At 38.1% G+C, this 20,448-nt stretch carries 16 protein-coding genes; 7 read left to right on the plus strand and 9 right to left on the minus strand.

The window, feature by feature from the left end:
• Positions 1 to 96: 96 nt before the first annotated feature.
• The 5 genes from H5088_RS01200 to H5088_RS01220 all read left to right on the plus strand — a co-directional run bounded on the left by H5088_RS01200 (position 97) and on the right by H5088_RS01220 (position 5,200).
• Positions 97 to 561, plus strand: coding sequence for an acyl-CoA thioesterase (locus H5088_RS01200; RefSeq protein WP_024596822.1), 465 nt, complete (start codon positions 97 to 99; stop codon positions 559 to 561).
• A gap of 259 nt (positions 562 to 820) precedes the next feature.
• Entirely contained in the window at positions 821 to 1,390 is a 570-nt protein-coding gene (locus tag H5088_RS01205) for an outer membrane beta-barrel protein (protein WP_002961225.1), read from the plus strand.
• A gap of 212 nt (positions 1,391 to 1,602) precedes the next feature.
• The gene (gene tsaA / locus H5088_RS01210; protein ID WP_002961223.1) at positions 1,603 to 2,307 is read left to right on the plus strand and encodes a tRNA (N6-threonylcarbamoyladenosine(37)-N6)-methyltransferase TrmO; all 705 of its coding nucleotides are present in this window, start codon (positions 1,603 to 1,605) and stop codon (positions 2,305 to 2,307) included.
• 89 nt (positions 2,308 to 2,396) lie between these two features.
• Positions 2,397 to 4,121: a proline--tRNA ligase gene (locus H5088_RS01215; protein ID WP_182715517.1), complete on the plus strand. Its 1,725-nt coding sequence runs from the start codon at positions 2,397 to 2,399 to the stop codon at positions 4,119 to 4,121.
• Between the two features lie 233 nt (positions 4,122 to 4,354).
• Positions 4,355 to 5,200, plus strand: coding sequence for a UDP-2,3-diacylglucosamine diphosphatase (locus H5088_RS01220; RefSeq protein ID WP_024596856.1), 846 nt, complete (start codon positions 4,355 to 4,357; stop codon positions 5,198 to 5,200).
• Between the two features lie 19 nt (positions 5,201 to 5,219).
• Here H5088_RS01220 and H5088_RS01225 read toward each other — a convergent pair whose 3' ends face one another.
• The 4 genes from H5088_RS01225 to H5088_RS01240 form a co-directional block, all read right to left on the minus strand.
• Complete coding sequence (locus H5088_RS01225) at positions 5,220 to 8,231, minus strand: ATP-binding protein (protein ID WP_404936283.1); 3,012 nt, start codon at positions 8,229 to 8,231, stop codon at positions 5,220 to 5,222.
• 323 nt (positions 8,232 to 8,554) lie between these two features.
• Complete coding sequence (locus H5088_RS01230; protein ID WP_165723504.1) at positions 8,555 to 9,763, minus strand: ABC transporter permease; 1,209 nt, start codon at positions 9,761 to 9,763, stop codon at positions 8,555 to 8,557.
• Complete coding sequence (locus H5088_RS01235; RefSeq protein ID WP_024596859.1) at positions 9,756 to 10,544, minus strand: ABC transporter ATP-binding protein; 789 nt, start codon at positions 10,542 to 10,544, stop codon at positions 9,756 to 9,758. Before H5088_RS01235 ends, H5088_RS01230 begins: the two co-directional genes overlap by 8 nt.
• Complete coding sequence (locus tag H5088_RS01240; RefSeq protein WP_182752027.1) at positions 10,541 to 11,353, minus strand: DUF3025 domain-containing protein; 813 nt, start codon at positions 11,351 to 11,353, stop codon at positions 10,541 to 10,543. Before H5088_RS01240 ends, H5088_RS01235 begins: the two co-directional genes overlap by 4 nt.
• Before the next feature lie 113 nt (positions 11,354 to 11,466).
• Between H5088_RS01240 and H5088_RS01245 the strand changes: the two genes are divergently transcribed.
• The gene (locus H5088_RS01245; protein WP_182674321.1) at positions 11,467 to 13,092 is read left to right on the plus strand and encodes a M28 family metallopeptidase; all 1,626 of its coding nucleotides are present in this window, start codon (positions 11,467 to 11,469) and stop codon (positions 13,090 to 13,092) included.
• 120 nt (positions 13,093 to 13,212) lie between these two features.
• Complete coding sequence (locus H5088_RS01250) at positions 13,213 to 14,382, plus strand: putative manganese transporter (RefSeq protein WP_182752028.1); 1,170 nt, start codon at positions 13,213 to 13,215, stop codon at positions 14,380 to 14,382.
• Positions 14,383 to 14,443: 61 nt separating this feature from the next.
• Here H5088_RS01250 and H5088_RS01255 read toward each other — a convergent pair whose 3' ends face one another.
• From H5088_RS01255 to astE, 5 genes are all read right to left on the minus strand, one after another.
• Positions 14,444 to 14,809 carry a DUF805 domain-containing protein gene (locus tag H5088_RS01255; RefSeq protein ID WP_182692748.1) on the minus strand — a complete coding sequence of 122 codons (366 nt, stop codon included), beginning with the start codon at positions 14,807 to 14,809 and terminating at the stop codon, positions 14,444 to 14,446.
• Positions 14,810 to 15,224: 415 nt separating this feature from the next.
• Complete coding sequence (locus H5088_RS01260) at positions 15,225 to 16,811, minus strand: dihydrolipoyllysine-residue acetyltransferase (protein ID WP_182752029.1); 1,587 nt, start codon at positions 16,809 to 16,811, stop codon at positions 15,225 to 15,227.
• Positions 16,812 to 16,819: 8 nt separating this feature from the next.
• The gene (locus H5088_RS01265) at positions 16,820 to 17,797 is read right to left on the minus strand and encodes an alpha-ketoacid dehydrogenase subunit beta (protein WP_165723475.1); all 978 of its coding nucleotides are present in this window, start codon (positions 17,795 to 17,797) and stop codon (positions 16,820 to 16,822) included.
• Positions 17,797 to 19,011: a thiamine pyrophosphate-dependent dehydrogenase E1 component subunit alpha gene (locus H5088_RS01270; protein WP_182752030.1), complete on the minus strand. Its 1,215-nt coding sequence runs from the start codon at positions 19,009 to 19,011 to the stop codon at positions 17,797 to 17,799. Before H5088_RS01270 ends, H5088_RS01265 begins: the two co-directional genes overlap by 1 nt.
• A 265-nt stretch (positions 19,012 to 19,276) precedes the next feature.
• Positions 19,277 to 20,329, minus strand: a complete 1,053-nt coding sequence (gene astE / locus H5088_RS01275; RefSeq protein ID WP_182752031.1) for a succinylglutamate desuccinylase — start codon at positions 20,327 to 20,329, stop codon at positions 19,277 to 19,279.
• Positions 20,330 to 20,448 lie beyond the last annotated feature (119 nt).

Genomic DNA, 20,448 nt, shown 5'->3' on the forward strand with positions numbered 1-20,448 from the left:
TTTACATATAAATTATAAACATATCCTAAATTGCAGGGGCTTCGGCCCCTTTTTTACGTTATGCTAATAGTAGTTTTAATAATAAGAGTGTTATTTATGCCGTCGTCAAAAGTTATTTTTCGTTTTTTAGCAGAGCCTACTGATGTAAATTTTGGTGGTAAAGTTCATGGTGGGGCCGTCATGAAGTGGATTGACCAAGCAGGTTATGCGTGCGCTGCAGGTTGGAGTGGTCATTACTGCGTAACTGTTTCGGTTGCGGGTGTTAAATTTAGACGCCCTATTTTAGTGGGTCAAATAGTCGAAGTAGAAGCTAAAATTGCCCATACGGGTAGAAGTAGCATGCAAATATTTATTCAAGTTAGGTGTGGCGATCCAAAAACGCAAAATATGGTTGAAACAAACCATTGTGTTATCAGCTTTATTGCAATGGATGAAACGGGCTACCCAATAGAAGTGCCTTCGTTTAAAGCAGTGACCGATGAAGACATTAAATTAGAAAATTACGCTATAAAAATGAAAGAAATAGCAATTGAAACAGAAAACTTGCTTCATAAAGTCTAATTAGTAATTTAAATAGAGTAAGGCTATGTAAAAAACTCATTATACTTTGTAAAACATACAACTTATTTTAGAGTACACGATTACGCAAAAGTTCAATCTGATTAAAAAACACGCTAAACAATGTAAAAACCAATACAAAATAACTAATTATGGCGTGTTTTTAATCCATTTTAATATTGGCACGCTCGCTGCAAGTAAGTAATTGAAGTTTGATTAATGAAATCAAGCATTTGATTATTTTTTGTAAAGGAGCTATTCAATGATTAAAACACTTTCTCTTTCAGCTATTGCACTAGCAACACTGGGTTTTAACTCTGCAGCACACGCTGACATTTCTGATTTCGATTCTCCACGTATTTATACTGGTATCGGTTACGGTCAATATTCTTTTGAATTTGAAGACAGTGACAACGACACTGACTTTGACGACGATGCACAAATGCTTAAAGGCTATATTGGTACTCAGTTTAACGAATACCTAAGCTTAGAACTTGCTTATCAAAACTTTGATGAAGTAAGTGATATAGACAGCAAAGCTGAAATTGATGGCGTATCGCTTGCCGCACGTTTGGGCTACCCAATAACAGAAAGCTTTTCTGTATATGCAAAAGGCGGTTGGCTTGAGTGGGATGCAGATTACACACAAGATTTACCAGTAGGTGGCGTAACAGCGTCTACAGATGGTGGTGATGCATTTTACGGTGCGGGTATTGAATACGCACTTACAACAAATGTACAGTTTCGTTTAGAGTACGAACGCTACAAACTTGATGACGATATTGATCCAGACATGGATGTAGCATCTGTATCAGTTCAATACATGTTTTAATTAATCTTTAACATGTATGAGAAGGGTAAGCTTATGAGCTTGCCCTTTTTTGTTTTAGGTCCTTTTTAATACATTAATACAAAATATAAACCACTCAGTCTAATAAATGATTTTGAACCGCTTGGTCTATAAGCAATAAACTTACTTACACTAATGCCATAAATACTAAATGCAGGTAGAATAGCGCTCTATTTTATTTGTACCCGAGTACTATGAGCGATTATACCATTTCGGCTATTGGCCACATTGAATCTCCTTATAAACAAAAGTTTGCTATACCTAGGCAGCCTCGTTTAGTGCCACAAGCCAAGGCAAAACTTATTTTTGCACCTGATTTTAATCGCGAAGAGTTTGTACGTGGTTTGGATGAATTTACTCATATTTGGTTGTTATTTCGTTTTCATGAAACGGCCGATAAAGGTTATTCTGCTATGGTGCGCCCACCTCGTTTAGGTGGCAATGAGCGAAAAGGTGTATTTGCTACCCGCGCTACATTTAGACCAAACGCGATTGGTATGAGCGCAGTAAAACTTGAAGGTATTGAATATAAAAACGGACAACTTAGTTTATTACTCGCTGGCATTGATTTACTTGATGGCACCCCCATTATCGATATTAAACCGTACTTACCCTATTCAGATGCAATGCTTGACGCCAGTGCTGGCTTTGCAGATACACGCCCAGAAACACAAATGACGGTTGAATTTAGCCCTCAGGCAATTGAGTTTGTTAATGCGCAAACACAATACCCAGATTTACATGATTTTATAGCTAATGTTTTAAAACAAGATCCCCGCCCTGCCTATAAAAAACAAAAAGACGGCGAGCAAAGCTATGGTATGACTTTGTACAATTATAATATTCGCTGGCAAGTCAATGGCGAGCATAACGTAGTAACAAACATAGAAAAAAACTAAATAACTCACTTAGCGCTTTAGTGTAAAAGCATCCGCTGGTAAACTTAAGCTCTATTAAAAGAATATAATTACTCTATTTCGGAAAAAACATGCGTACAAGCCAATATATACTCGCAACACTTAAAGAAACGCCATCAGATGCTGAAATTGTATCGCATCAGTTAATGCTTAGAGCCGGTATGATCCGTCGCGTCGCTTCGGGTTTATACACTTGGTTACCCTCTGGTTTACGTGTGCTACGTAAAGTAGAAAACATTGTACGTGAAGAGATGGATAAAGCAGGTGCTATTGAAATGCTAATGCCTGTAATTCAACCCGCTGATTTGTGGGAAGAGTCTGGCCGTTGGAATGAATTTGGTCCTGAGCTTATGCGCTTCACAGACCGTCATAACCGTACGTTTGCACTTGGTCCAACACACGAAGAAGTAATAACTGATTTCGTACGTAAAGAAATAAGCAGCTACAAGCAGTTACCAGTTACTTTATATCAAGTACAAACTAAAGTACGCGACGAACGCCGCCCTCGCTTTGGTGTGATGCGAGCTCGTGAATTTACAATGAAAGATGCCTACTCTTTTCACTTAAGTGAAGAATGTTTAGATGCGACTTATCAAGCGATGCATAAAGCATACTGTAACATTTTTGAGCGTTTAGGCCTTGATTACCGCCCTGTACTTGCTGATACTGGGTCTATTGGTGGTAGCCTATCGCACGAGTTTCATGTACTTGCTGAGTCGGGCGAAGATGCCATTGCATTTAGTGATGGCAGTGATTACGCAGCTAATATTGAAAAAGCAGAAGCACTAGCGCCAAACGATCCACGGCCAGAAGCAAGTAAAGAGTTAAAAGCATTCCCTACTCCTGACGCTAAAACAATTAATGAGCTTAAAAAGCATTACGGTGTAAAACCTCATCGTGGTGTTAAAACCTTAATTGTTTACGGTGCACCTGATGAAAACGATGTACGTGGTTTAGTGGCGCTTGTACTTCGTGGCGATCATGATTTAAATGAATTAAAAGCTGAAAAGCACCCATTAGTAGACTCTCCGCTTGAAATGGCAACAGAGGCAGATATTGTTGCTGCTATTGGTGCAAAACCTGGTTCATTAGGCCCTGTGGGCTTATCTATGCCTATTATTGTTGATAGAGCCGCTAATATCCTTGCTGATTTTGTTGCCGGTGCTAATAAAGACGACGAGCATTACAGTGGTATTAACTGGGATCGTGACGTAACTGATTACGAAGTTGCTGATATTCGTAATATTGTTGAAGGCGATATGAGCCCATGTGGCCAAGGCGTTTTACAAATAAAACGCGGTATTGAAGTAGGTCATATATTCCAACTTGGCACTAAATACTCAGAAGCGATGAAAGCGGGAGTATTAAACGAAGGTGGTAAAAACCAAACCATGACCATGGGTTGTTACGGTATTGGTGTTTCACGTATTGTTGCAGCTGCTATTGAACAAAACAACGATCAATACGGGATCATTTGGCCAAAATCAATCGCGCCATTCGATTTAGCGATTGTTCCAATGAACATGCACAAATCGCATCGTATTCCTGATATTGCAAATAACCTTTACCAAGGTTTAAAAGATGCAGGTCTTGATGTGTTATTTGATGACCGTAAAGAACGCCCTGGTGTTATGTTTAATGACATGGAGCTAATTGGTGTACCTTACACGCTTGTAATTGGTGAGCGTAACCTTGACGAGAATAAAGTTGAGCTTAAAAACCGCCGCACCGGTGAAAAGCTAATGATTGATATTGATACAGCAATTGATGCAATTAAAGCGGCTGTTAAAGGTTAATAACACGCACGCTCAAAATAGACTAAAAGGCCGCATTTAAAATGCGGCCTTTTTTATGCGCGATTAATAGCAATACGTAATAATAGCTGCTCAATGACTCACCTTTCCTAGCTTTGTAGAAATCATTTAATTACGGCCTTGGTATAAATTGTCATGGAGGCTTCGCTAAAGTGTCTCATAAGTGTCATTAGATTTATCTACAGTGTTTAATTATTACACTATGGATGACGGGCATGACAAACAATCAACTGCGTAAAAAACAACATTATCCAGCCATTTGGATATCTGATGTTCATTTAGGTTACAAAGATTGTAAAGCTGATTACTTACTTGATTTTTTAAACTCGGTAGAATCTGACACACTTTATTTAGTGGGTGATATTATTGACTTATGGTCAATGAAGCGACAGTTTTATTGGCACCCTTCTCATTATGAAGTATTAAACTGCATACAAACAAAAGCAGCTAGCGGTACACGTGTCATTTATATTCCCGGTAATCATGATGAAGCGTTTAGAAACTATATAAATCAAACATTATTTGGTGTTGAAATCCACCAGCAGTTTATTCACACCACTAAAGCTAATAAACGGTTTTTACTTATACACGGCGACGACTTTGATTCAGCGACTCGTTATAACAAACTTGTTAGTATTGCGGGGGATGCAGGATACGACTTTTTATTATTTTTAAATCGCTGGACCAATCGTATACGTAAAATATTTGGTGGTAACTACTACTCGCTTGCATCGTGGATAAAAGCTCGGGTACACAAAGCTCGAGAAGCGATTAGTGCCTTTGAAGATGCCGCAGTTCATGAAGCTAAAAAACAAAACGTAGACGGTATTATTTGTGGACACATTCACCATCCCAAAATTAAAGTGGATGACGGTATTATGTACTGTAACGATGGTGATTGGATTGAGAGCTGTACTGCGCTTGTAGAGCAGCAAGATGGAAAGATAGAATTACTACATTGGTCAGATACACAATTTATACTCGATAGCGCAGACATAGCTATTCTTAACACGCCTTTAAATACGTCAACAAATACCAAACCAAAAAAATCAGCTGCTTAGCAGCTGATTTTCAAAACGATTAACTTAACCAAGTAATTAGCTTGTCTTTTAAAGTTTGTGGTTTAATTGGTTTAGTAATGTAGTCGTTCATTCCAGCAGCTAAACAACGCTCTCTATCACCTTCCATCGCACTCGCTGTCATAGCGATAATCGGTATGTGAGTATAATCTACCCCTGCCTTACTATTTCTAATTTCACTTGTGGTATCGTAGCCATTTAAATTGGGCATTTGGCAATCCATTAATATAACATCAAAAGCTTGCTCTTCGTTTTCTCTCAGTGCTTCTAAGGCTTCTATACCGTCTGACGCACAAGTGATTTTTACTTTAGTACGTTTTAATATTGCCTTAGCTACTTCAATGTTTATCATATTATCGTCAACTAATAATACATGATACGCAGATAGGTCAGGCTCTACTTGTTCCTCTTCCAAGCCTTTTGGTGGCGCTATAATACAGTCACTACTAGCACCAAATAAGCTGGCCAATTTATAGCTGAATTGATCTTGAGTAAGCGGTTTATTTAAAATATGGCTGCCTTCAGGTAATACCGTTTTGATTGGCTTATCTGTAACCATATCTCGTAAAATTAAAACATACTTTTTATTAAACTGTTTACAGTAATCAATTAACGCATCAATTTGAGGATGCTCATCATCAATTAATAATAAATCAGCTTCAAACTCTTTGTGCTCACTAAAGTAGTCAAGTCGTACAATGTTTTCTGCTTTTACTTTGCAGGTTAATAACAATAAATCGCACACGTTTTTATAAACGTTATCGCGCGCTATTAATGCTGCTACGTTAATACTTGTAGCAAGTTCAATACCTGTGTTTAATTTTTTCTCTTGTGCAACGTGTAGCTCAACCGTTGCGGTAAAGGTACTACCAGCACCCTTTTCACTTATAACCGTAATATTACCACCCATTAACTGAGCAAGTTTTTTACATATAGATAAGCCTAAGCCTGTACCACCAAAATGACGGGTTGTACTTGAATCTTCTTGTGTAAACACTTCAAATAGTTTGTCTATGTTCTCTGGCGCTATACCAATTCCGGTATCTTTTATTGTAAAGCTCATTAATAACTTTGAGTCGGTAATGTACTTGGAGCCGACAGTTAAACTTACTTCACCTCGGTGGGTAAATTTAAAAGCATTATTAACTAAGTTAATTAAAATTTGTTTAAGGCGATGGCTGTCGCCAATAACCATTCTGTCTACTACATCTTTAGTATCTAAAAATACTTCAAGACCTTTGCGCTGGCCCTGTAACGCTAAAGAGCTAATCATATCGCTACATACTGTCACAACATCAAATGTATGATTATCAATATCAAGCTTACCCGCTTCTATTTTCGAAAAATCGAGAATATCGTTAATCAAGTTCATCAGTGAGTTAGCACTGCTATTTGCTAGTTTTAAATAATGGTATTGTTGATCGGTTAAGCCATCTTCTTTGAGCATTTCAAGCATCCCTAGTACGCCATTCATTGGTGTGCGTATTTCGTGAGAGATATTTGCTACAAAGTCACTTTTTGCTTGGCTTGCTGCTAATGCTTGGTCAATTGCACGTTCTAGTTCAATGGTCCTTTGTGAAACCTTTAGCTCCAGAGTACTGTTTAACGCTTCGAGCTCTGATTGCGTATTTTTTAATGAGCTAATATTTCTTAAAATAGCCGCTACCTGATAACGGTTATTATATACGTCAAAAATACTACTAAGCGTGATAGAAAAGTATTGTTTGTTGCCATAACCATCTGTGTAGATAGCTTCAAACGGCATTTTTGAACCGTTTGTAATAGTCTCTTGTATACAATTAGTGTCTGCGTCGTTTAAATTAAACAGCGAAACAAAATCAGGATTAGTGCCTGAAATTGAACTACCAAAAACCTCTTTAGCGGTATTATTAAAGTGAACAATTTCGCCGTTTTGCTCAATTGTAAAAATAGCATCCAAAGAATTTTCTATTACTTTATTGTTTTGCTCTTTTAGAGAATTAATTAACAGCTTACGGTTTATAAAGCGTTGGTATAAAAAAGCAATAACTAAAAATATGCTAAAAAATACCACTAACATTGCAATAAAGTTTTGACGTCTCTCATTCACCTTTGCAAACAATGTTTTTGTATCAACACTTACACCAAGCTCTAAAGGTAGCATGGCTATATCACCCTCAAACGAAATTCGTTTTTTTAAAGTGTAAGCCACTGGATAATTACTTATTGGTAAAGTGCCTTGCTCTGTCATGGTGGTTGCAGTAGAGAATTCTTCAGACCATGTTTTAGTTTTATTAAATTCAAAACGGAATCGAAGTTGAGGGTTTGGATGATATAAAAATTCACCTTCATTATTCATAAGGTAAATCTGCGTCCCTTGTGGAGATTCAACTGTTAAATCTTCAAGTAATTTATCCGCAAAGTAATTAGTAACTAATATTGCAAATATTTTATTATTTTCATCAAAAACAGGCTTAGCAACACGAAAAGTGCTTATATAAGGTTCTTGTATCTGTCCATTTTCACGGTTGTAGTTAATTGGAGAAATATAGACACTTTTCTTATCAAGCATGCTTGCTTTGATTATGTAATCGCGTTGACCTTTTTTTTGTAATTGCAGACCTTGCAGTCGACTAATCTCTCCAAGTTGATTTCGGTCAACTCTAACAATCTCTTGCCCACCATCTTCGAGCATAATATAGCGAGCTTGCAAAATACTGTCATCGGTCTGCATAAAACCAGTAAAAATACTTGCTAAGCGCTCTTGCCAAACATCTATTGGCGTACCGAGAACAGGATCAATTAGTTTATTTTCTTTAGCGCGGGTAATGCCTTGTATTGGTGGTGTAGCATCTAAAAAACGAATGGCGGTAACACTGTCTTTAAGATGTTTTTTTAATGAATAGCTCTTTGTTTCAAGTTCACGCTTTAATTCTATTTGAGCTGAATTATAAACATCACTTCTTACTTTTTGATCGAACAAATACAGAGATGGTAAAGCTATAAGAACAAATATTATTGTTGCAACAAGCATTAAGTTATTATTTTTTGTCACGTTCAAAAAAATATTCTTTTTTAACATTTACCTTCACCATAAGTTTTTATTGTTATTAGTATAGAGTATTAAAGAGAGAATTGGACCCTCTAACTAATCAGTTATCGTTATAATTTTTATAATAAAAAGACTAAATCATTAGTTTTATTTAGAGCACAACCCTTATGTGAATTTTAAATGAATGGGTTAAAAAATATTGGCTTACAAAATTAATAAATGAGCTATTTTAACTATTAATCGCTTCAAAGTATAAAAGGTAGCAATTGCTACCTTTTATATATTCTTAAAACCCTTTATGTACATTATCTAAATAGCACATCTTCTCTGTTAAACCACTTAACACAAAATGCCAATAGTCCAGCAGCAATGATTGCAGTGGCTAAAAATATTAAGCCTACAAATGTGTAATCAACAGTCCCTTTTACTATTTCTTTAATTGCTAATGCTACGTTTGTAACAGGAATGAATGCTGTTTTAGCAGTTAGTTCCATATTTGGCATTATTGAAATAATAATCGGGAAAAATACGCCCATACTAAGTGGTGCCATATAATTCTGCGCTTCTTTAAACGTGCGAGCATAGATAGATATAGCCAGAGCTAAGGCCGAAAATATAGCTGCAACAGGTAATAATAGTACAAATATCATAAGTAAATCGGTAACTGCTAATGTACTAAACGCGGCTTTAATAAAATCAAGATCGGCAAATGCGAGCGCCAATGCTATCCAACAGCCCATACTTAAGACGGTTATGGTTGTGGAGGCAATGGATGTAGTTAACAAGGTTATAAATTTACCAAGCACCAGCTCTGTACGCGTAATAGGTGTAAGTAGGAGTGTTTCTAGTGTGCCGCGTTCTTTTTCGCCAGCGCCTAAATCAATAGCGGGATAAGTTGCCCCCATCAATACTAATGGAATAAGTAGGTAAGGTAAAAAACCGCCAATTTTTTCGCCAAGGTTTTCACGTTTATCGGCGGTATCTACTTTTATGACTTCAATTGGATTAAGAATAGATTTTTGAACAGACTCTTCAATACCAAAACTGATTAGCTTTTGAGTTTGCAGCACGTCACTGTATTCTTTTGCGAGCTCTTTAACGCGTTCGAATAAAAAGTTGATAGATTTTGAATCGTTAAAAACAACCTGCCACTGGCTTTGTTTTCCATCGTTCAATGTTTGCACAGCATGACTTGGTAAATAAATACCCATATCAATATCGCCAGCGATTACACCTGCTTTAAGCTCATCAATATTGTTAAAGGTTTTATCCCCTTTATAAAGCTCAAAACTTTTGTGATAAAACACTTTATCTGTAAACTCTTGTGCGTATTCACCGTTGATTATCGCGTAAGTATTTACTTTTTGCTCAGCGTCCATTGCAGCTTGCGAGCTTATAAATGCCATTACGGCAAACAATAACGGAAATATAGCAACAGGAAGCGCGACAACAAATAATAGCGTTTTTTTATCGCGTAATAACTCTCTTAATTCCTTTTTAAATACCTCAAACATCATGTTTCTCCGTTAATATATTCATAAACGCTTGATTAAGCTCATCACTATTACCTGCTTGTTTAAACTCTTCTACTGTCCCGTCAAAACAGCTAATACCTTCGTTAATTACAGCGACACGGTCACATAAAAGGGCTACTTCATCTAGATGATGGGTTGAGAAAATAACAGGCGTCCCTTGCGCCTTTAAACCTTTGATAAATTTAATAACGGTTTGTGTGGTCATAATATCTAGGCCCGTTGTTGGCTCATCAAGTACCACAACTGCTGGGCGATGAACAACTGCACGCGCTATATTTGCTTTTTGCTTCATCCCCGTTGAAAGGTTTTCTGCCCGTTTATCTACAAATTTGTGCATGTCTAGCAATGTAAATAGCTCATCACAACGCGATGCAATATCGCTTTTGTTCATGCCATGAAGCTTTGCAAAATACTCTATGTTTTCTTTTACAGTTAAGCGGCCATACAACCCCGTAGAGCCTGATAAAAATCCAATAGACTTACGGCCCAGTAGCGGTTTTTTTACAATATCGTTTCCGGCAATCGTTATTGAGCCTTCATCGGGCTTTAACGCGGTTGAAATCATTCTCAGTGTCGTCGTTTTACCCGCACCATTTGGGCCGAGCAATCCAAGTACCTCACCTTTAGCGCAACTAAAACTAACGTCTCGTACTGAGTGAAAGTAGTCTTTATCTTCACGAGGATCGATGTCGTCTATTTTATTTTTTTTGTGATCTTTAGTTAGCTTAAATTTCTTTTTAAGCCCAGCAACTTCTATCATGTTCGCATCCTTCGTTTCGCTCTAAAATAATCTGTATTGTTGTAAAAAGAGTCATCTTTGTTTTCGTCATGCCAGCCTGGCACACCTAATAAAGGCAGTGGTGAAAGCTTTTTGTTATCGGCTAAGCAGTTATCTGTATTAATCATCTCATAAAGGGCTTGGTCAAGGTACTGATATTGAGTTACTAAATCTTTACAAAATATTTCATTAGGTACACAAACAAATAACGCTTTACCCGTTAAACCTATATAAGGCTTTGTTAGCATTTCATAATTAGCATGACCAAACATAAAAGGTTTTATTGTTTTACCCCACTCATGTTTGTGTTCAACGAATGCAGTTTTCCATTGGTGATCGCAAAGCCACTGCTGCCATTTACTCTCACTTATAGCTAATACAACGCCACATTCATCAAAAAGCGTTAATGCATTACGATGCTTAGTACGCTGTTGCAGTCCATGCTCAGCTATATCTTGCACATGTCTATGGTTTATTAACGCTTTGGTTTTTGGAAATAAACACCATATAAACCCACCAAATAAGTCATGCCAACTTTTACTTCGTGTAGGTACAACACCCGTTTCAAAAATTACTTGCTCGTAATACCGCTCGCCAAAGTCTACCTTTGCATCATCTTCAAAAGTAATAGGAATATTATTCTCATTAATAGCAGTTAAAAATGGAGAAAACCACTGCGGCGCCGGCCAATCTGTTAGTTCGTTAACTTTAAATAGCTCACGTAAATGCGCAAATGCACCTGTTTCTAAACTACTGATTTGCCACTGCTCGGGGGGAGTAAAACGCTTCATTTAAACCTTTAACAATTTATGCCTATAATTTACGAGAAGTTTACCGCAAAAACTGGTTCTGCTTAATAGAAGTTAATATACTAATCACAACTTAAAACAAAAAAAGAGCTGACATGAAACATTATTTCTCTCTCACACTCCTCGCTACTGCTGTTTTAGCAGGTTGCGCAACAACAAGTATTACCCCTACTGATGTAACAAATGGTTATAACAGTATTCAAGCTGATGAACTGGCTAAACATGTAAAAGTGCTCGCATCGGATGAGTTTGGTGGCCGTGCTCCTTCATCACCTGGCGAAAAGCTAACGCTTGATTATTTAACTGCGCAGTTTAAAGCTTTAGGTTTAAAACCAGGTAATGGCGACAGTTACTTACAAGAAGTGCCATTGGTTTCTTTAGAAGCTGATTCGAATATGGTATTAAGTATTGGTGGTAAAGACTATCAATATAAAAAAGATATGGTTATGGGTAGCAGCCGCATTAGCGCACAAGAAGGCATAGAAAATTCTGAACTTGTTTTTGTGGGCTACGGCGTTAATGCACCTGAATACAATTGGAATGACTACGAAGGGTTAGACGTTAAGGGCAAAACGGTTGTAATGCTGGTTAATGATCCGGGCTTTGCAACAAAAGACCCTGCTTTATTTACTGGCGACGCAATGACTTATTACGGTCGTTGGACATACAAATATGAAGAAGCAAGTCGACAAGGTGCAGCTGGAGCAATTATTATTCATGAAACAGCACCTGCGTCATACCCATGGTCAGTAGTTGAAAACTCTTGGAGCGGTGAGCAGTTTGGTTTTCAAAAAGAAAACAACAATATGGATCGTGTAGCTGTTGAAGGCTGGGTTACAACTGACGTAGCAAAAGAGCTTTTCACTAAAGCAGGATTAGATTTCGATACTGCGAAAGAAAACGCAGCTAAAGGTGCTTACCATGTTGATATGGGCGATTTAACTGCTTCTGTTAATGTTAAAAATACGATTAAAAAATCAGTGTCGTATAACTTTATCGCTACGTTACCAGGAAGCGAGCAACCAGATGAGCATGTTATTTACTCGGCGCATTGGGATCACTTAGGTACAGATAAAACACGTAAAGGCGATCAAATTTACAACGGTGCTCACGACAACGCAACGGGTACAGCTGGGCTTATTGAAGTAGCTGAAGCCTTTACTAAATTACCTAAGCATCCTAGCCGCTCAATGACATTTTTAGCGGTAACTGCTGAAGAGCAAGGCTTACTAGGTTCTAAATACTATGCAGCTAACCCAGTGATTGCAGCTAATAAAACAGTCGCTAACATAAACATGGATAGCTTAAATTTATTAGGCAAAGTAAAAGACATGAATGTGGTCGGTATTGGTAAGTCACAAATGGATGAGTTTTTAGCAACTGCAGCTAAAGAGCAAGGCAGAACAATATCAGGCGATCCTAAACCATCATCTGGTGGCTATTACCGCTCTGATCACTTTGCATTTGCTAATATGGGGATTCCAGCCATGTACGCAGGTGGCGGCACAGTCGCAGCTGACGAAGAGACAGCTAATTACCGTAAACGCATGAGTTTAGTACTTCGCGGTTGTTATCATCAACCGTGTGATCGTTACCGTGACGAATGGGATTTATCGGGTGCTGTTCAAGACTTACAATTGTTTTATAAAGTAGGTTTTGATATTTCTGAGCAAGAGCAATGGCCAACGTGGAATGCAAGCTCAGAATTTCAACGTAAGTAGCATTGGTTTAACATCGAAAAACTCAAAGAGAGTAATCGATTTAAATAGATACAAATGATATTGATTATCATTTAATTAAAATATACAGTGTTACTAAGTTTATTTAATTGGTAACACTATATGATTTTACTCTCTCAAATAGGATTTATTACGCCCGCTTCTAAACGCTTTGTTAGCCAAAATAAACGTTTATTATTACCGCTTTTTTTGCTGGTATGCTTAGCTGTGCCATCACTTCGTGAAATTACAATAACAGCACTAAGCGATGCTTTTTTTCAAGTTAGCGTATTTGTTGCTGCTACATTATTAATTTATTACTACGCCATAGAGCATTTACCTCAATTAGAACTTAGTTATTTAAGTGCTAAATCGCCGGTATTAGAAATATTTTTTGCTGCCGTTTTAGGTGCCCTTCCTGGATGTGGTGGTGCAATAATAGTGGTTACCCAGTTTACAAAAGGCCAAGCAAGTTTTGGGGCTATTGTTGCTGTTTTAACAGCTACAATGGGAGATGCCGCATTTTTACTCCTTGCCACTCGCCCTACTGAGGGTTTAACCATAATGGCCATTGGCTTAGTAGTAGGCACGCTTTGTGGTGTTATAGTAAACGCCCTTCATGCAAAAGACTTTTTACGCCCAACAAAGCAAGAACAAAAACACCAAGTTAAAGTATTGCCAACTAGTATAATTAAAATAAGCAAACCCGTTTGGATGTTTGCTATTATTCCAAGCCTCATTATTGCTTTTTTAATTGCATTTAATGTCAACTTTGATCAATTTGGAAAATACACAGGCACAAGTATTAGTATTTTTGGTGCTGCAATGGCGTTATTTACTGTAACTATATGGGCGTATTCTTCTAAAGGTGAAAGCTATAAAGAAGTAACCTCAGAAGACGATGAATGTAATCCACCTTCTAAAATTATTAAAGTACTTCAAGACACACACTTTGTGACCGCATGGGTAGTGGCATCGTTTATGTTGTTTGAGATTTTAGTAAATATTGCAGGGCTTGATTTAAAAAACTGGTTTGCACATTATGCTTATTTAGCGCCACTTATTGCTGTAGTGATTGGTTTTTTACCAGGTTGTGGTCCGCAAATAATTGTTACTACGTTATATATTCAAGGCATTGTTCCCTTTAGTGCATTAACTGCTAATGCAATATCTAACGATGGTGATGCGTTATTTCCTGCAATTGCAATGGCACCTAAAGCGGCTGTAATTGCGACTGTGTATACATCTATTCCTGCTTTGGCCGTTGGCTATGGCCTTTACTTTTTAAGTTAAAATTGCCATAAACAAAAAAGCTCAGCTATTGCTGAGCTTTTAGGATGTTAACTTATTTTATTTATACGGCTGCTGGCTCTGCAGCTAGTTCTTTTGGATTTGGGCCATAATCGTTCTCACCTTCATGTGAGTTTTGTGCAAGAAAAACAATTAAAACAATCCAACCAATTACTGGCACTAACCAAAGTAACTGCCACCAGCCTGAACGACCAGTATCATGAAGGCGACGTGCACCAGCACTTAAGCCAGGAATTAATAGCGCTAAGCTATAAATAGTGCCAATGAACATTGTACCTAGTACACCATCAATCGCATTACAAACTACCGAAAAAATGAAGTTAAATAATACAAACATCCAATATGCTTTACGACGATTACGGCCTGAAAAATCCGCGTAGCTGCGAAGCGCGTTCATATAATGTTCCATGAAATTTCCTTAGTGTTATTTTTTTATATTCCCTAACGGGGTTAACTTTATTACTTTTTAGTAACACATGTATCTTAAATAAAAACAGACTCATTTAAAACAAAAAACCAGCAAATTGCTGGTTTTTTATTAGGGCGTGTTGACCTTTGCGGATTGTAATTTGTTCAATCTAGGGGCGATTTAATCGCGGCGCGAGGTTTGTAACCTAGTGGGCTAAGTAAAAACCGAGCAACAAAGAGTTTATCGCCCCTAGGCAAAACGCGAAGGGCAGCGCATGTTTGGCATTTATGCTGCGTTATCGCCTATTTATGGGGAGTAACCACACTTCATAGGCTCTGGCTTGCCTAAAAACCAAACATACTGCTGTAAACTCAACCATCAAAGATCAACACGCCCTAGTTAAACAATTATATTATTAACTCATTGCCATCATCATTGCCGAAGGATTTTCTAAGTACGATTTCCATAGGTTATTAAAGCGTGCAATAGTGCCGCCATCAATAACGCGATGATCGCCAGACCAACTCACTTGCATAATAGCTTTACTCACAACTTGGCCACTTTCATCAAAACGCGGTAAGTGCTGCAGTTTACCCAATGCAACAATAGCCACTTCTGGTTTATTAATGATGGGGGTTGCGATAGTGCCGCCAATTGCACCAATATTAGAGATGCTAATCGTCCCTCCTTTTAAATCATCCGGTGCAACACGCCCTTCTCGCGCAGAATGAGTTAAGCGGGTTAAATCACTTGCCACATCAACAATGCTCTTACTCTGGCACGACTTAATATTAGGCACTAACAAGCCAATTTTTGAATCAACTGCTATACCAATATTATGATCGTTATAATAGGTAAGCTCTGAGCAATCATCATTCACTTTTGAATTCAGTACAGGGTACTCTTTCATTGCTAGCGAGAGTGCTTTTACAAAAAATGGCATCATGGTGAGCTTAACGCCTTGTGCTTTGTACTGCTCTTTTAAGGAGCTGCGCAAAGCTATAAGCTGTGTTAAGTCGATTTCATCACTAAACGTAAAGTGCGGAATAGTTGAAACCGAAGCCAACATTTGCTTGGCCATGGCCGCTTTAATGCCTTTAATTTGCTCTACTCGTACGCCACCGCTTTGATTCTGTGTTTGGTTTTGTACTGCACTTTGAGAAGCATCGCTATTAAGCGGTGAAGTATCAATAGTATTTGGCACTTCGCCTTTTACAAACTCTTCAATATCTTGCTTGTAAATACGTCCATTTTTACCACTACCTGGTACGCACGTTAAATCAACATCTAGCTCACGTGCTTTACGACGAACCGCAGGTGATGCAACCGCTTTTTGATTGATAACTTTAGCAGCTTGTTGCGTTTCAACTGGTGCTGTTTTTTCAACTACAGCATTAGTTTGAGCCTTTACGACCGCTTGGTTTATATCAACATTTGGCTTTACTGCACTGCCTGCAATTGTCATTTGAAACAACGGGCTATGTACTTTTGCTATTTCACCTTTTTGGTAATATAGTTTTTTTACTGTGCCTGTATATTTTGCCGGAATTTGTACTAATGCTTTGTCGGTCATTACGTCACAAACCGCTTGGTCTTCTTCTATTTCATCGCCTTCTGCGACTAACCAATCAACAATCTCACATTCGACAATACCTTCACCAATATCTGGTAGTATAAAGTCCTCAACTACATCAGATGCATTGTTATTAGTTTGATTTTCAGCTTGAACTGGCTCTTCTACTACTTCATTACTCGTACTATCACCAGTTACATCCATAGCAAATAAAGGAGCATGTACTTTAGCAATTTCACCTTTTTGATAATATAGCTTTGTAATAATGCCATCATGCACTGCCGGAATTTGTACTAATGCTTTGTCTGTCATCACATCACAAATTGGCTGATCCTCAGATACGGTATCACCCTCTTGAACTAGCCACTCAACAACTTCGCATTCAACAATGCCTTCACCAATATCGGGTAATATAAAATCTTTCGCCATGGTAACCCCTAAAAATCCATTGATTGTTTAATTGCAGCCAACACTTTTAGTGCGTCCGGTACGTATTCTTTTTCAAGTGCCAACGGGTATGGTGTATCTAGACCACATACACGTAAAATTGGTGACTCTAAATGCAAGAAACACTCTTGTTGTATTGTTGCTGCTATCTCGGCACCAAAGCCATTAGTTATAGGCGCTTCATGGCTCACGATTAAACGGCCGGTTTTAATAACCGATTTAGCAATCGTTTCAACATCCCATGGTAAAATACTACGAAGATCTATTACTTCACAGCTTATACCTTGCTCGCTTGCTTGCTGTGCTGCCTCTTCAATAATCTCCATTTGAGCACCCCACGCTAAAAGCGTAATATCGGTACCCTCTTGTACTACTTCAGCCGTGCCTAATTCAATACTATAATCTTCTTCTGGCACTTCGCCTGTTGATGCACGATATAAACGCTTAGGCTCAAAAAATATGACAGGGTTATCATCTTTAATAGAGGCACGTAATAAACCCTTAGCTTGATAAGGGTTACGCGGTACAACCACTTTTAAGCCCGGTGTATGTGCAAAATAAGCTTCGGGTGATTGCGAGTGATATAAGCCACCAGCAATACCACCGCCATAAGGCGTACGAATAGTTAAGTTACCTACATTAAATTCATTACCACTGCGATAACGAAATTTAGCGGCTTCATTTACTATTTGATCAAACGCTGGGAAAATATAATCAGCAAATTGAATTTCTGCCAATGCAGGCGCACCAAATGCCGCTAAACCATTAGCAAAGCCTAAAATACCTTGTTCAGTTAAAGGCGTATTAAAAACGCGATGCTTACCGTACTTTTCTTGCAAACCTGATGTTGCTCTAAATACACCACCGAAGTAACCAACATCTTCGCCAAAAATACAGGCTTGAGGGTGTTCGTTCATCGTAATATCGAGGGCAGAGTTAATTGCGTGGAGCATGTTCATTTTAGCCATTACTTAATTCTCCCTGCGGTTACTGGGTAAGCATCTGGATGCTGTTTTATATGTTCTTTTAATTGCTCGTACTGACGTTGCAATAACGGAATTGGTGTATCGTAAACGTCAGATACCAATTCTTCTAAAGCGGGCTTGGCAACAACTTCAGCACGCTTAAGCGCTGCTAAAATTTCTTCACGAATCGACTCTTTTGCTTTTATGTCGTCCTCTTCGTTTAACCAATCTTGCTTGACCAACCATTTTCTAAATTTATCAATAGGACAGATTTGATTATTTGCTTCTTCATCTTTAGAGCGATAACCACTGGGATCGTCTGAGGTAGAATGCGCGCCTAATCGATAAGCAATCGATTCAATAAGCACAGGCTCACCTTGTGTTGAGGCTATTTCGCGTCCTTTTTTAGTCGCCGCATACACTGCAAGTGCATCTGTGCCATCAACACGAATTGTTTTAATGCCATAACCCACACCACGCGACGCAATACCATCGCCTTTAAACTGTTCATCAGCAGGGGTAGATATGGCATAGCCGTTATTACGTGCAAAAAATATAACCGGCGCTTTGTGAACAGCCGCCATATTTAAGCCCGCATGAAAGTCACCTTCTGATGCAGCACCTTCACCAAAGTAACAAATAGTCACGTTATCAATTGTGCTTGCAAGCTCACCTGTTTTAGCGTCGATATGCTTTATTTTTTGACCATATGCATAACCTGTGGCCTGTGGTATTTGCGTACCCAGTGGCGATGAAATCGTCATGTAGTTTAGCGCTTTAGAACCATAATGGATTGGCATTTGGCGACCTTTACCTAAATCCAATTCATTTGAGAACATTTGGTTCATAAATTGATCAAGCGTAAAGCCACGATAATGCAGGGCAGCTTGTTCACGATATTGAGCCATGATCATATCGTCTTGATCAAGTGCAGCAGCAGAGGCTGTAACTGCGGCTTCTTCGCCTAGGCATTGCATATAAAAACTAACACGACCTTGGCGCTGCGCGCCTTGCATACGTTCATCTAACAAACGTATAAAACGCATTGTTTCATATAACTTAATAGCGGTATGTTTTGAAATATCAGGTGCGGTTGCACTAGGATGAATGTCGCCGTCCTCAGTTAAAATACTAAGGGTTGGAATATTAAGTGCTTGGCCATCAATAAATTCAAGCTCGTGGTTAATATTCAGCGATACGTTATTTGGATTACTCATAACCTACCTTCTTTTGTTGTCGGTAAAATAGTGCCCCTTTAAATTATTATTGTGGGTGATTGTTGCTGGTTAAACTTTGCAACATCTGCACTATCTTTAATTAAAGCTGCCAACACTTTACGTTAACGTAAAGTGTTATTCAACACATCTGGGACGAAACAAAAGCAAATACAGGTTAAATAAGTGGCAAGTTAACGATACGGTTACTTTAATTAATAGTAATCATATAGTTAACTTGAAGCCACCAGTGGTCTGATGAGTTCAATTAGACGAAATTGCTATCAATATCCATTGGAATAACAGTAAGCAGTGCTCTTTGGCCAAATGCTACTCTCGCATTTGGAAATATAATAGCCTCACCTTCAACGTCAGCGTAAATCGCTGTATCACCGTCGGTTGCAAGTAGTTCACCTTTCGCAAAGCCAGTAAAGTTCTCTGCATCATCAGAAAAAGGGAAACTAAAATCATCCTGCGTTCTATTAATTGTGCGGTGCACTGCAAATAACTCAAACTCACTTGCATTAAAATCAGGGTATTTAACTTCATTTTGGCTAATTAATGCAGTTAATGTTTGCTTTGTTTTTTCAAAGCGGGTCATATCATTTTGGCCAAATGGCTTAACTTGACCCAGCTCTACTGTAAACGAGTCTGCACCATGAACAAACGACGAATAATAGCTAAACGTTGTTGCGGGTGATTTCATCATAAGTACGGTATTTACACCACAGCTCAATAAAAATTGTAACTGTGACTTTTTCCATGGCTTACCATGTAAAAATGGATACACAGCAAATTTTTCGTTTTTAGAGCCTCTAATTGCAGTGTGTAAGTCGTAATGACATCGGCTACTGCATTGCTGGCCACGAGCATAAAAGTCACTTACGTATTGCTCAAGCTTTGCAGCGCGGTTTCGTTCATTATTCATTGGTACACCTTCAACTGTATGGTGACCATTAAATAATCTATTTAAGTTTTCTTCTACAAAACGCAGGCCAATATTAATTGATTGTGGATTACCATAAATAAATAAAACACGCTGCTTAAGGACTAACTCACCTTTTATAATTTGTTTAATGAGCGCATCACAAATTTCAATTGGCGCAGTTTCGTTACCGTGTACAGCGCTTGAATAAATTACATCTTTGCTTGTTTTAACAGCAGGTTGAAACTCAATTACACCGGTATCGTGTATATTTACACAAGTCCCATTATCTAAAACAAATTCACCTGCATCTAAATGCCATTCGTTATTACGGCTAAGCGTTAAAAAATCGCCCGTTTGTTTTAATTCATTTAAGTAAGATGGATTGGCTGACATGTAATAAGCCCTTTAAAAATAATGTGAGAGTAAACTCTTATGCATATATATGCACAAGGTAAAGGTATAGAAACAAAAACGGCTGAATAAATCAGCCGTTTTAAAATAGTTTAAGCAGT

The sequence above is a fragment of the Pseudoalteromonas sp. SR43-3 genome, from assembly GCF_014163875.1.
In the GTDB taxonomy this organism is placed as follows: domain Bacteria; phylum Pseudomonadota; class Gammaproteobacteria; order Enterobacterales; family Alteromonadaceae; genus Pseudoalteromonas; species Pseudoalteromonas distincta.